The sequence below is a fragment of the Bacillus cereus group sp. BfR-BA-01524 genome, from assembly GCF_022662595.1.
Classification (GTDB): Bacteria; Bacillota; Bacilli; order Bacillales; family Bacillaceae_G; genus Bacillus_A; species Bacillus_A thuringiensis_S.
Map to the genome: position 1 here is coordinate 1 of NZ_JAKUDW010000033.1, position 14,157 is coordinate 14,157.

Sequence of the window (14,157 nt, forward strand, 5' to 3'; positions counted from 1 at the left end):
GCAGAGAGGTCACACCCGTTCCCATACCGAACACGGAAGTTAAGCTCTCTAGCGCCGATGGTAGTTGGGACCTTGTCCCTGTGAGAGTAGGACGTCGCCAAGCAACTAAAACACGAGTCAAATGACTCGTGTTTTTTCGTGTTTTATTTTATAATCCATAGTAATAAAAAATGTGTTTAAAGTATTTATATTTTGATTAAATACAGGGGAATGTGGCTAGGATAGTGAATAAGCAAAAGAGTTGCAAATTTTATTAATACGTATATAATTAAAGTCAAAGATAGTCAAAGTCAATAAAGGTGGCGGATAAATGAGAAATATATCTGATATCATTGAGCAATATCTAAAGCAAGTTATTGACTTAAGTAATAATAATGTGATTGAAATCAAGAGAAATGAGATTGCGGATCGATTCGAGTGCGTACCATCTCAAATCAATTATGTAATCAATACCCGTTTTACGTTAGAAAGAGGATTTGTAGTAGAAAGTAAACGTGGTGGAGGAGGTTACATTCGCATTATAAAAGTCAAGCTGCATGATGATATAGACATTATTGATCAAATGCTTCATATGATTGATCATAGCGTTGCGCAAGGGAATGCAGAAAGTATGATTATACGTTTAATAGAAGAGGGAATCATAACAAATCGTGAAGCGAAACTGATGTTAAGTGTAATAGACCGTTCTGTATTATCAATGGATGTTCCTTCTCGAGATGAACTTAGGGCTCGAATATTATGCGCAATGTTAAGAACACTGAAATATAAATAAATATAACTTTTGTAAAAGATTGATAACTAAGATAAAGCAGTTAAATATTGTAGAAGTTTTGAAAAAGAACATGCACTTTTATTTAAACGGATTCAGGAAAGCGAACAATCTAGTAATGTATGAAAAGTACCATGAGATAGAGCGTTTCTGTTGTAAAGGTGGGGATAGTGATGACTTGTCAAAACTGTAACATAAGACCAGCAACTTTACATTATACAAAAGTAATTAACGAGAAGAAGGCGGAAGTTCATCTTTGTGAGCAATGTGCAGAGCAAAGTGGCTATACGTCTTTCTTTCAATCATCGCAGTCTAACTTTTCATTTCATGATTTATTTGCTGGTTTATTACACGGTGAATCAACAATGTTTGAAGAAGGAAAAAATGGATTTTCAAATGCAGATATAGTAAGGTGTCCAGATTGTAAGATGACATATGAACAATTTACAAAAGTTGGACGTTTTGGCTGTTCTTCTTGTTACGATACATTTAAGGAGCATTTAAAGCCATTATTAAAACGCCTTCACGGTGGGCATACAGATCATTGTGGAAAAATTCCGGAGCGTATAGAAGGAAATATCCACTTAAAGAAAGAATTAGATGAACTAAAACTCATTCTGAAACAATACGTACAGAAAGAGGAATTTGAGAAAGCTGCAGAGGTAAGAGATAAGATTCGAGGTCTTGAAATACAGCTTAGTGAGCATAGAGAGGGGGAATAGTTCTATGTCACTGGACAAAATTATGAACGAAGCAATTAGTCCATGGATGAAGGGGGATGGCCCTGATTCTGATATTGTTTTAAGTAGTCGAATTCGTTTGGCTCGTAATTTTAAACAATATCAATTTTCCACTATGCAAAACGAAGAAGAAGCTAAACAGATTCATGAATTATTTAAAAAGAAATTTATAAATAAAGCAGTAGGATCCTTTGGGGAGTTTGGACTATTAAAGATGAATGAATTAACCCCTCTTCAAAGGAGAGTTTTAGTCGAAAAGCATTTAATTAGTCCAAATCTTGCAGGGACAGAATATGGAGCATGTCTACTATCAGAAAGTGAGCATATTAGTGTTATGCTTAATGAAGAAGACCATATTCGGATTCAGTGCCTATTTTCAGGATTACAGTTATCGGAGGCGCTTAAAAGTGCCAATCAAATAGATAATTGGATTGAGAAAGAAGTTGAATACGCTTTTGATGAATCACTTGGATATATTACGAGTTGTCCTACTAATGTTGGCACAGGGTTGAGAGCTTCTGTGATGATTCATTTACCGGGACTGGTTTTAACAAAAAGAATTAGCCGTATTATACAAGTAATTCAAAAATTAGGGTTAGTAGTAAGAGGAATATACGGTGAAGGTAGCGAAGCGTTAGGTAATATATTTCAAGTTTCAAATCAAATGACGCTAGGAAAGTCTGAAGAAGATATTATTGCAGATTTAAAGAGTGTCATTCAACAGATTATACAGCAAGAAAAAATGGCTAGAGAATTAATTGTACAAAATTCAAGTATTGAACTTGAAGATAAGGTTTATCGTTCTTACGGCATACTAGCAAACAGTCGTTTAATTCAATCTGCAGAAGCAGCTAATTGCTTATCGGATGTACGACTTGGTATTGATCTAGGATATATAAAAGGTATATCGAGAAATATTTTGACGGAGCTAATGGTTCTTACGCAACCAGGTATTTTACAACAATACGCAGGTGGACCTTTAGGGCCAGAAGAAAGAGATTATCGAAGAGCAACCTTAATCCGTGAGCGATTACGTATTGAAAAAAACTAAGCGCAAGTAGGAGGCGATTTCTATGATGTTTGGAAGATTTACAGAAAGAGCACAGAAAGTATTAGCTTTATCTCAAGAGGAAGCAATTCGTATTGGGCATAATAATATTGGAACAGAACATATTTTACTTGGGCTTGTACGCGAAGGTGAAGGAATTGCAGCAAAAGCATTAATTGCTCTTGGATTAAGTCCAGAGAAAGTTCAAAAAGAAGTAGAAGCGTTAATTGGGCGTGGAACAGAAGCTTCTCAAACTGTACATTATACACCTCGTGCTAAAAAGGTTATTGAATTATCTATGGATGAAGCGCGTAAGCTAGGCCATTCTTACGTTGGAACAGAACACATTTTACTCGGTTTAATCCGTGAAGGTGAAGGTGTAGCCGCACGTGTTTTAAATAATTTAGGTGTAAGTCTAAATAAAGCAAGACAGCAAGTTTTACAACTTCTTGGAAGTAATGAAGCTAGTTCAGGTCATCAAGGTGGTTCAGCAGCAAATGCAAATACACCGACACTTGACAGTTTAGCAAGGGACTTAACAGTTGTTGCGCGTGAAAATCGCTTAGACCCTGTTATTGGACGTGGTAAAGAAATTCAACGTGTAATTGAGGTATTAAGCCGTAGAACGAAAAACAACCCAGTATTAATTGGTGAGCCTGGTGTAGGTAAAACGGCAATTGCAGAAGGATTAGCACAGCAAATTGTAAATAATGAAGTTCCTGAAACTTTAAGAGATAAGCGTGTTATGACACTAGATATGGGTACAGTGGTAGCTGGAACGAAATATCGCGGTGAATTTGAAGATCGTTTAAAGAAAGTGATGGATGAAATTCGCCAAGCAGGTAATATTATTCTATTTATTGATGAGCTTCATACATTAATTGGTGCAGGTGGAGCAGAAGGTGCAATCGATGCATCGAATATTTTAAAACCATCTTTAGCACGAGGAGAGTTACAATGTATTGGGGCAACAACTTTAGATGAGTATCGTAAATATATTGAAAAAGACGCGGCTTTAGAAAGACGTTTTCAACCAATTCATGTTGATGAGCCAAGTTTAGAAGAATCGATTCAAATCTTGAAAGGTTTACGTGATCGTTATGAGGCGCATCACCGTGTATCTATTACAGATGACGCTATTGATGCAGCTGTAAAACTTTCAGATCGTTATATTACAGATCGCTTTTTACCGGATAAAGCAATTGATTTAATTGATGAAGCTGCTTCAAAAGTTCGCTTACGTTCTTATACAACACCACCAAACTTAAAAGAGCTTGAAGTGAAGCTTGAGGAGATTCGAAAAGAAAAAGATGCAGCTGTACAAAGTCAAGAATTTGAAAAGGCTGCATCCTTACGTGATATGGAGCAACGCTTACGTGAGAAGTTAGAAGATACAAAACGTCAATGGAAAGAGCAACAAGGAAAAGAAAATTCAGAGGTTACGGTAGAAGATATTGCAAATGTCGTTTCTACATGGACGCGTATCCCAGTTTCTAAACTTGCACAAACAGAGACTGATAAATTATTAAATTTAGAATCCATTCTTCATGATCGTTTGATTGGTCAAGATGAAGCAGTAGTAGCTGTAGCAAAAGCTGTTCGTCGTGCAAGAGCAGGATTAAAAGATCCGAAGCGCCCAATTGGTTCATTTATATTCTTAGGGCCAACAGGTGTAGGTAAAACAGAACTTGCAAGAGCACTGGCAGAATCTATGTTCGGTGATGAAGATGCAATGATTCGCATCGATATGTCAGAGTACATGGAGAAGCATTCTACTTCCCGTTTAGTTGGTTCTCCTCCAGGATACGTTGGATATGAAGAAGGTGGACAATTAACAGAGAAAGTTCGTCGCAAGCCATATTCAGTTGTCTTATTAGATGAGGTAGAGAAAGCTCATCCGGATGTGTTTAATATTTTACTACAAGTATTAGAAGATGGTCGTTTAACAGATTCTAAAGGACGTACAGTTGATTTCCGTAATACGATTGTTATTATGACGTCTAACGTTGGTGCCGAGGCGTTAAAACGTAACAAACATCTTGGATTTAATGTACAAGATGAAAGCCGTGATTATTCGGATATGAAAGGTAAAGTAATGGATGAGCTGAAAAAGGCATTTCGTCCAGAATTCTTAAACCGTATTGATGAAATTATCGTATTCCATATGCTTGAGAAAAAACATATTCAAGAGATTGTAACTCTTATGGTAAATCAGTTAGTGAATCGCTTAAAAGAACAAGAAATCGAGTTGCACTTAACAGAAGGGGCAATTTCAGCTATTGCTGATAAAGGATTTGATCGTGAGTACGGTGCTCGTCCGCTTCGTAGAGCAATTCAGAAACATGTAGAAGATAGACTATCAGAAGAACTTTTAAAAGGTGCTATTGAGAAAGGACAAAAAGTTATCTTTGATGTAGAAGGAGAATCATTTGTCATTCATAGTGCAGAAAAGGTAAAATAAGTATAGACAAACAAAGAGGGCTACGCGATAGCCCTCTTTCTTGTACGAGAAGGATAAACGTTTATAGACGAAAGTGAAGTGAACTATAAAAAGGTATGGCTAAAAAGAAAACGAAATTTATATGTCAAGAATGTGGTTATCAGTCACCAAAATATATGGGTAAATGTCCTGGATGTGGTCAATGGAATACACTTGTTGAAGAAATGGAGCCAGTTGTATCATCCAGGCGCCTTAATTACGCGAATGCAATTCAAACGGAAGTAACAAAACCAAGACGTCTTACCGAAGTAGAAACAAAGTCTGAGGCACGTATTGAAACGGAATTTCAAGAGTTTAACCGTGTGCTTGGTGGCGGAATTGTAGATGGGTCCTTAGTACTTATTGGTGGAGACCCTGGGATTGGAAAATCAACATTACTATTACAGATTTCATCGCAATTAGCAGATTCTTCATATGATGTATTATACATATCGGGTGAGGAGTCCGCAAAGCAGATTAAACTTCGTGCAGATCGTTTGCATGTAAAGGGTAGCAATCTATTTGTTGTAGCAGAGACAGACCTGCAGCGTATTGCAGCACATATTGAAGAGATGAATCCAGCTTTTGTTGTTATTGATTCTATTCAAACGATACATTTACCTGAAGTGACGTCGGCCCCAGGAAGTGTGGCACAAGTACGTGAATGCACAGCAGAATTAATGAAACTTGCAAAAACAAAAGGAATCCCTATTTTCATTGTTGGGCATGTGACAAAAGAAGGAGCAATTGCAGGACCTCGTATGTTAGAACATATGGTCGATGCAGTTCTTTATTTTGAAGGAGACCGACACCATACGTATCGTATTTTACGAGCTGTGAAGAACCGTTTTGGTTCCACGAATGAAATGGGTATCTTTGAAATGAAAGAGCTTGGTCTTGCGGAAGTTTTAAATCCTTCTGAAATCTTCCTTGAGGAAAGGCCGGTTGGTGTTGCAGGATCAACAGTAGTTGCTTCAATGGAAGGAACAAGACCGGTTTTAGTAGAAATACAAGCATTAATCTCCCCTACTAGTTTTGGAAATCCTCGAAGAATGGCGACAGGAATTGATCATAACCGTGTTTCGCTTATTATGGCAGTATTAGAAAAAAGAACAGGTTTACTATTGCAAAATCAAGATGCATATTTAAAAGTAGCTGGTGGTTTGAAATTAGACGAACCGGCAATTGATTTAGCGGTGGCTTTAAGTATAGCCTCAAGTTTTAGGGATAAATCTACGGCACCAGCTGATGCAGTAATAGGAGAAGTAGGATTAACTGGAGAAATAAGAAGAGTATCAAGAATTGAACAACGTGTACAAGAAGCAGCTAAATTAGGATTTCAACGTGTAATTATTCCTAGAAAAAACTTAGGAGGATGGACAATTCCGGATGGGATTGAGGTTGTAGGTGTTTCTAATTTAGGGGAAGCGCTTCGTTTGACATTAGGAGGCTAGGCTATGGAAGAAAATAAGCAACGTGTCAAAAGTATGATTAATATTTTACAGCTCGTGGCCCCAGGAACACCATTGCGCGAAGGGATAGATAATGTACTTCGCGCGCAAACAGGGGGACTAATTGTTCTTGGATATAATGAGCAGATTAAAAGTATTGTTGATGGTGGTTTTCACATTAATTGTGCATTCTCTCCTGCTAGTTTATATGAATTAGCAAAAATGGACGGGGCACTTATTTTAAATGAAACGGGAAGTAAAATTTTAATAGCGAATGCACAGTTAGTTCCAGAGGCATCTATTGATTCTATTGAAACAGGTATGCGTCACCGAACAGCAGAACGTGTAGCGAAGCAGACTGGAAGCCTTGTTGTGGCCATTTCACAAAGACGTAACGTAATTACGCTATATCAAGGGAACTTACGTTATACACTAAAAGATATAGGTGTTATTTTAACAAAGGCAAATCAAGCTATTCAAACGTTAGAAAAATATAAGGCTGTATGGAATGATGGTATTACGAATTTGGGCATTCTAGAATTTGAAGAGGTCGTTACAATGTCCGAGGTAGTTCACGTTTTACATAGTGTTGAAATGGTACTGCGTATTAAAAATGAAATATTGAGCTATATTCATGAGCTAGGAACAGAAGGTAGGTTAATCCGTTTACAACTTACAGAATTACTAGCTGATTTAGAGGCAGAGGCAGCATTGTTAATTAAAGATTACCATCAGGAGAAAACACAAGACCATCATCAAATTTTGAAAAGGTTACAGGACCTTGCAAATACACAACTTTTAGAGGATAGTGATTTAGTTAAATTACTTGGCTACCCAGGGCAAACCAGTTTAGAAGAAAGTGTGACGCCAAGGGGATATCGAATTACAAGCAAAATCTCTCGTGTTCCGCCACTTATTATTGAAAATTTAATTAATCGATTCAAAACGTTGCAAGGAGTTTGTCGTGCGACTATTCATGAATTGGATGATGTGGAAGGAATTGGAGAAGTAAGGGCGAAGAAAATACGAGAAGGCCTAAAAAGAATTCAAGAGCATCTCTATATGAGTAGACACAATTAAGAATATTACATTGATTCTATAATATAACGACACTAGAACATTTTTGGTATATGATATGATATATTGGTAAATAAAACTATTTATAAAAAAACACGTCCGCTTTTGCATTCGGCGTTTTGATTAGCGAAACAATGGTTAATAATGAGTAGGAGGTGGTTGGATGTTAAAACGGATCGTACAGCTCTTCTTTCTAGTAATCGGGGGAGCGTTAGGGATTTACTTAATCCCAAAAGTTATTAATGTATTAGACATCGGTGCGGTTCCTTTATTGGAAGGATCGTATGTTCGTGCAATTATTGGTGCAATTATTTTATTTTTAACAACATTTTGGCTTGTAGATTATATTGTTCAACTTATTAAGCATATTGAAGAGGCTCTTGTAAAGGCGCCTGTAGCAGATGTTTTATTTGGTACATTAGGGTTGATCTCTGGTCTTATTGTTGCATATTTAATTTTAATACCAATTCGTGAATTTACAATTCCAGTTATTAGCACGGTGTTGCAAGTGTTCTTTACTCTTTTACTTGGATATTTAGGATTCCAAGTAGGATTTAAAAAGAGGAATGAATTGCTAGGATTATTTACATTACCCCAACGTGGAGGTAAGAAGAAAAACAATAGTGAGAACGAAGAGATAGAGGTAGAAAAATCTACGGCTCATTGGAAAATTCTCGATACGAGTGTAATTATTGATGGACGTATTGCTGATATTTGCCAAACGAAGTTTTTAGAAGGAACAATTGTGATTCCACAATTCGTATTAGAAGAGCTTCAGCATATTGCCGATTCTTCCGATGCTTTAAAGCGTAATCGTGGTCGCAGAGGGCTAGATATTTTAAATCGTATTCAAAAAGAGATGCCGATTCCGGTAGAAATTTATGAAGGCGATTTCGAGGATATCCAAGAGGTGGATAGCAAACTTGTAAAGTTAGCAAAAATCACCGGTGGAACTGTAGTAACGAATGATTTCAACTTAAATAAAGTTTCTGAATTACAAGGAGTAACGGTGTTAAACATTAATGATTTAGCTAATGCAATTAAACCAGTTGTACTCCCTGGCGAAGAATTAAATGTTTATGTTGTGAAAGATGGTAAAGAGCAAAACCAAGGTGTTGCGTACTTAGATGATGGTACGATGATTGTAGTAGAAGATGGTAGAGAGTATGTAGGTTCGCAACTTAATGTGCTGGTTACTAGCGTATTACAAACATCGGCTGGTCGTATGATTTTCGCGAAACGTAAATTATTAGAAAAAGCATTATAGGTAGAGGATTATTAATATGTATACATTAATTATTCCGGCAGCCGGCCAAGGAAAGCGGATGGGTGCTGGCAAAAATAAGTTGTTCTTACTTATAAATGAAGTACCGATTATCGTGCATACATTACGTGCTTTTGAAGGAGATAAAGCGTGCAAAAGTATTGTTATGGCAATTAACGAAGAGGAACGCCCGTATTTTGAAGAATTAATGCAGAAGTATCCAATTGAAAAACAGGTACAATTTATTCAGGGTGGAGCCGAAAGACAAGATAGTGTATATAATGCGATTCAGCATGCGAGTGATGTTGAATATGTTCTTGTGCATGACGGAGCGCGCCCATTCGTAACGGATAAAGTGATTCAAAATGTATTAACAGCAGCAGAAAAATATGGAGCTTCCATTTGTGCAGTGCCAGTAAAGGATACAGTTAAGAAAGTAGAGCAAGGTGTTGTTGTCGAAACGGTAGAACGATCTCAGCTTAAGGCTGTACAAACACCGCAAGGGTTCTCTGTTTCTCTTTTGTTAGAAGCTCATAGAAGTGCAAAACAGAGCTGTTTTCTTGGTACAGATGATGCAAGTCTCGTGGAACGCATTGGTAAGCAAGTAGGTGTGGTAGAGGGGAGTTACTATAATATTAAAGTGACGACTCCAGAGGATTTACTAATTGCTGAAAGTTTCCTTCATGTTCAGAAAAAATAGCCGTGATGGTGTATAACAAAGGAAAGCTCGGCAATGGCCGGGCTTTTCTTTGTAAGGATATCAATATAATATAGAGTCATAAAGCTCAGTGGTTTAGCTCAAGGAGGATGTAAAGAATGTTTCGAATTGGACAAGGTTTTGATGTGCATGAATTTGCGGAAGGTAGACCGTTAATTATTGGCGGAATTACAATTCCACACGAGAAAGGATTAATCGGTCATTCAGATGCAGATGTATTGTTACATACGATTGCTGATGCATGTTTAGGTGCTATTGCAGCAGGAGATATCGGAAAGCATTTTCCAGATACAGACCCAGCTTTTAAAGATGCAGATTCAGCTGTATTGTTACAAAAAGTTTGGGCATTTGTGCGTGAACAAGGTTACGAGTTAGGGAATTTAGATTGTACAATTATTGCTCAAAAGCCGAAAATGGCACCGCATATTGAAAGTATGCGTAAACGTATTAGTGAACTGTTAGAAACGTCTATAGATAACATTAATGTAAAGGCAACAACAACAGAAAAATTAGGATTTACAGGTAGGGAAGAAGGAATTGCTTCTCAAGCAGTGGTATTATTACAGAAAAAATAATGGTTTTTAATTCGTAAGATGGATAATCACATTTTTTTGTTGTACAATTATAGAATGTGTAGACATTAAGAATGGAAGGTGTACCAATTATGGAAAAGCAAGTGAGAGTGCGCTATGCGCCAAGTCCAACAGGACACTTACATATCGGAAATGCGCGTACGGCATTATTTAATTATTTATTTGCTCGTCATTTAGATGGCAAGTTTATTATTCGTATTGAAGATACTGATGTGAAACGTAACGTGGCTGGTGGAGAAGAAAGCCAATTAAAATACTTGAAATGGCTCGGTATGGACTGGGATGAAGGTGTTGATGTTGGTGGTGAATTTGGACCATATCGTCAAACAGAGCGTTTAGATATTTATAAAAAATTATATCTAGATTTATTAGAGCGTGGTTTAGCTTACAAATGTTATATGACAGAAGAAGAGCTAGAAGCAGAGCGTGAAGGTCAAATTTCGCGTGGTGAAACACCTCGTTATGCAGGTAACCACCGTGATTTAACTGAAGAACAAATGAAAGAATTTGAAGCTGAGGGACGTATTCCGAGTATTCGTTTCCGTGTACCAGCTGATCGTGATTACACATTCAAAGACATCGTAAAAGACGAAGTTGCATTCCATTCAAATGATTTTGGTGATTTTGTTATCGTGAAAAAAGATGGAATCCCAACTTATAACTTTGCGGTAGCAGTAGATGATCACTTAATGGAGATTACACATGTACTTCGTGGTGATGATCATATTTCAAACACGCCCAAACAAATGATGATTTATGAAGCTTTCGGTTGGGATATCCCACAATTCGGTCATATGACTTTAATTGTAAATGAAAGTCGCAAAAAATTAAGCAAGCGTGATGAATCTATTATTCAATTTATTGAGCAATATAAAGAGCTTGGATATCTTCCAGAAGCAATCTTTAACTTTATTGCGCTATTAGGTTGGTCACCAGTAGGTGAAGAAGAAATCTTCTCTCAAGATGAGTTTATCAAAATGTTTGATGCAGCTCGTTTATCAAAATCACCTGCATTATTTGATTCCCAAAAACTAAAATGGATGAACAACCAGTATATGAAAAAGCAAGATTTAGATACGGTTGTAGAGTTAAGTTTACCGCATTTAGTGAAAGCTGGACGTGTGGGAGAAACTTTAAGTGAACAAGACCAAGCTTGGATCCGTGGTGTGATTGCTTTATACCATGAACAAATGAGTTTTGGGGCTGAAATTGTAGAGCTTTCTGAAATGTTCTTTAAAGATCATGTTGATTATGAAGAAGAAGGACAAGAAGTATTAAATGGTGAACAAGTACCTGAAGTACTTCGTGCATTTGCTGGTCAAATAGAAGCTTTAGAAGAAATGGAGCCAGCGGCAATTAAGGCGGCAATTAAAGCAGTTCAAAAGGAAACAGGACATAAAGGTAAAAATTTATTTATGCCAATCCGTGTTGCAACTACAGGACAAACGCATGGTCCAGAGCTTCCGAATGCTATTGCACTTCTTGGAAAAGAAAAAGTTTTAAATCGTCTTCAAAAAGTAATTGGTTAACATTTTCTAGGTTTAGAAATATAATAAGTATACCTAAAACCTAATAAGGAAAAGCGACGAGAAGGAGAAGTAGAAAATCAGGCTTTTTACAGAGAGAACCACCTTTAGGCTGGGAGTGGTTTATAAGCAGATTTTTGAAATGCCCCTTCGAGTCTTCTGCTGAACAGCGAATTGTTTCGTGGGACGTCTTAGGATGCAAAGTAAGCAGAAGCGGTGTACACCGTTATCATGGATGAGTTTGAGGCTTTTTTAAGCCTAAACAGAGTGGAACCGCGCTTAAAAGGCGTCTCTGTCAATATGACAGAGGCGCCTTTTTTTTATACCGTGTAAATAGGTATGAATATAGAATTTATCTCCCTATATAAGGAATTAGGGGATAAGTGATGAGTTAGGGGAGTTAGTTCGCTCGACAAAAAGCAGCCCATAAAGGGGAGGGAACACCGATGTTTAAGAGGCTTCGGGAAGATATTGAAGTCGTTTTTGAACAGGATCCAGCGGCAAGAGGTTATTTCGAAGTCATTTTAACTTACTCTGGATTACATGCAGTTTGGGCTCATCGAATTGCACATGCTTTTTATAAAAGAGATTTTTTCTTTCTTGCACGTTTTGTTTCACAAGTTAGTCGCTTTTTTACTGGCATTGAGATTCATCCAGGCGCAACTATTGGTCGACGCTTTTTCATAGACCATGGAATGGGAGTTGTAATTGGAGAAACTTGTGAAATTGGTGATAATGTAACAATTTATCAAGGGGTTACATTAGGTGGTACAGGAAAAGAAAAAGGAAAGAGGCATCCGACAATTCAGGATAATGTATTAATTGCGACGGGTGCTAAAGTCCTTGGTTCTATTACTGTGGGAGAGAATTCTAAAATCGGGGCAGGGTCTGTCGTATTAAAAGAAGTTCCTGCACATTCTACAGTTGTAGGTATACCTGGCAGAGTCGTTATTCAAAATGGAGTAAAGATTGGTCAAGAATTAAATCACTCTGACCTTCCGGATCCAATTTTTGATAAATTAAAGGCTATGGAAGTAGAACTTGATAAATTGAAGAAACAACTGGAAGTAAAGGTAGAAAGGAAGGATAAAAATGACTATTCACATTTATAATACGTTAACACGCCAAAAAGAAGAGTTTGTTCCATTAGAAGAAAATAAGGTAAAGATGTATGTATGCGGACCTACAGTTTATAACTACATTCATATTGGGAATGCAAGACCTCCTATGGTATTCGATACAGTACGTCGTTATTTAGAATATAAAGGATACGATGTGCAATACGTATCTAACTTTACGGACGTAGATGATAAATTAATTAAAGCGGCAAATGAATTAGGTGAAGATGTACCGACAATTGCTGATCGTTTTGTTGAAGCGTACTTTGAAGATGTAACAGCGCTAGGTTGCAAACACGCAACAGTTCATCCTCGTGTAACAGAAAATATGGACATCATTATTGAATTTATTCAAGAGCTTGTGAATAAAGGGTATGCATATGAATCAGAGGGTGATGTGTACTTTAAAACGAAGGAATTCGAAGGTTACGGTAAATTATCACATCAACCAATCGCTGATTTACGTCACGGTGCTCGTATTGAGGTAGGAGAAAAGAAACAAGATCCTCTTGATTTTGCTTTATGGAAAGCTGCGAAAGAAGGAGAAATCTTCTGGGAAAGCCCTTGGGGGAAAGGACGTCCAGGGTGGCATATTGAATGCTCAGCTATGGCACGTAAGTACTTAGGGGATACAATTGACATTCATGCTGGTGGTCAAGACTTGGCGTTCCCGCATCATGAAAATGAAATTGCGCAGTCGGAGGCATTGACTGGAAAAACGTTTGCACGTTACTGGATGCATAATGGATATATTAATATTAACAATGAGAAGATGTCTAAATCGCTTGGTAACTTTATTTTAGTTCACGATATTATTAAGCAATACGACCCGCAGTTAATTAGATTCTTTATGTTATCAGTACACTATCGTCATCCGATTAACTTTAGTGAAGAGTTATTACAAAGTACGAATAATGGACTGGAAAGAATTAAAACAGCTTATGGAAACTTAAAGCATCGTATGGAAAGCAGTACGGATTTAACAGACCATAATGAGAAATGGTTAGCTGAAATAGAGAAATTCCAGACTGCATTTGAAGAGGCGATGAATGATGATTTTAACACCGCGAATGCAATTACCGAATTATACAATGTAGCCAATCATGCAAATCAATATTTACTTGAAGAGCATACATCTAAAGTTGTGATCGAAGCATACGTAAAACAACTGGAAACGTTATTTGGTATTTTAGGATTAGAATTAACACAAGAAGGATTGCTGGATGAAGAAATTGAAGAACTTATCCAAAAGCGCATTGAGGCGCGTAAAAATCGCGATTTCGCATTGTCTGATCAAATTCGCGACGATTTAAAAGAACGTAATATTATTTTAGAAGATACCGCTCAAGGTACAAGATGGAAAAGAGGATAAGA

General features: G+C 37.1%; 12 protein-coding genes, 1 rRNA gene and 1 other annotated feature. All 13 genes read left to right on the plus strand.

Annotated elements, in window-relative coordinates:
- Positions 1-103 (plus strand): 5S ribosomal RNA (gene rrf / locus MR170_RS13900); the annotation flags it as partial.
- A gap of 207 nt (positions 104-310) precedes the next feature.
- Entirely contained in the window at positions 311-772 is a 462-nt protein-coding gene (gene ctsR / locus MR170_RS13905) for a transcriptional regulator CtsR (RefSeq protein ID WP_001244560.1), read from the plus strand.
- A gap of 170 nt (positions 773-942) precedes the next feature.
- The gene (mcsA, locus tag MR170_RS13910; protein WP_016084037.1) at positions 943-1,491 is read left to right on the plus strand and encodes a protein-arginine kinase activator protein McsA; all 549 of its coding nucleotides are present in this window, start codon (positions 943-945) and stop codon (positions 1,489-1,491) included.
- A gap of 4 nt (positions 1,492-1,495) precedes the next feature.
- Positions 1,496-2,560, plus strand: coding sequence for a protein-arginine kinase McsB (mcsB, locus tag MR170_RS13915; RefSeq protein WP_242308475.1), 1,065 nt, complete (start codon positions 1,496-1,498; stop codon positions 2,558-2,560).
- 22 nt (positions 2,561-2,582) lie between these two features.
- On the plus strand, positions 2,583-5,018 hold the full coding sequence (clpC, locus tag MR170_RS13920) for an ATP-dependent protease ATP-binding subunit ClpC (RefSeq protein ID WP_016084035.1): 2,436 nt from the start codon (positions 2,583-2,585) through the stop codon (positions 5,016-5,018).
- Between the two features lie 95 nt (positions 5,019-5,113).
- Positions 5,114-6,490, plus strand: a complete 1,377-nt coding sequence (gene radA, locus MR170_RS13925) for a DNA repair protein RadA (protein WP_016084034.1) — start codon at positions 5,114-5,116, stop codon at positions 6,488-6,490.
- 3 nt (positions 6,491-6,493) lie between these two features.
- A complete protein-coding gene (gene disA / locus MR170_RS13930; RefSeq protein ID WP_016084033.1) occupies positions 6,494-7,567 on the plus strand; it encodes a DNA integrity scanning diadenylate cyclase DisA in 1,074 nt (357 codons plus the stop codon).
- Positions 7,568-7,727: 160 nt separating this feature from the next.
- Positions 7,728-8,831, plus strand: coding sequence for a PIN/TRAM domain-containing protein (locus MR170_RS13935; protein WP_016084032.1), 1,104 nt, complete (start codon positions 7,728-7,730; stop codon positions 8,829-8,831).
- A 16-nt stretch (positions 8,832-8,847) separates the two neighbouring features.
- Positions 8,848-9,528: a 2-C-methyl-D-erythritol 4-phosphate cytidylyltransferase gene (gene ispD, locus MR170_RS13940; protein WP_016084031.1), complete on the plus strand. Its 681-nt coding sequence runs from the start codon at positions 8,848-8,850 to the stop codon at positions 9,526-9,528.
- A 116-nt stretch (positions 9,529-9,644) separates the two neighbouring features.
- On the plus strand, positions 9,645-10,121 hold the full coding sequence (gene ispF / locus MR170_RS13945; protein ID WP_016084030.1) for a 2-C-methyl-D-erythritol 2,4-cyclodiphosphate synthase: 477 nt from the start codon (positions 9,645-9,647) through the stop codon (positions 10,119-10,121).
- 89 nt (positions 10,122-10,210) lie between these two features.
- Positions 10,211-11,668, plus strand: a complete 1,458-nt coding sequence (gene gltX / locus MR170_RS13950) for a glutamate--tRNA ligase (RefSeq protein WP_029441422.1) — start codon at positions 10,211-10,213, stop codon at positions 11,666-11,668.
- 47 nt (positions 11,669-11,715) lie between these two features.
- Positions 11,716-11,962 (plus strand) — a binding site (T-box leader).
- A gap of 149 nt (positions 11,963-12,111) precedes the next feature.
- A complete protein-coding gene (gene cysE, locus MR170_RS13955; RefSeq protein WP_000476495.1) occupies positions 12,112-12,777 on the plus strand; it encodes a serine O-acetyltransferase in 666 nt (221 codons plus the stop codon).
- The gene (cysS, locus tag MR170_RS13960; protein ID WP_242308477.1) at positions 12,758-14,155 is read left to right on the plus strand and encodes a cysteine--tRNA ligase; all 1,398 of its coding nucleotides are present in this window, start codon (positions 12,758-12,760) and stop codon (positions 14,153-14,155) included. Before cysE ends, cysS begins: the two co-directional genes overlap by 20 nt.
- Positions 14,156-14,157: the final 2 nt, after the last annotated feature.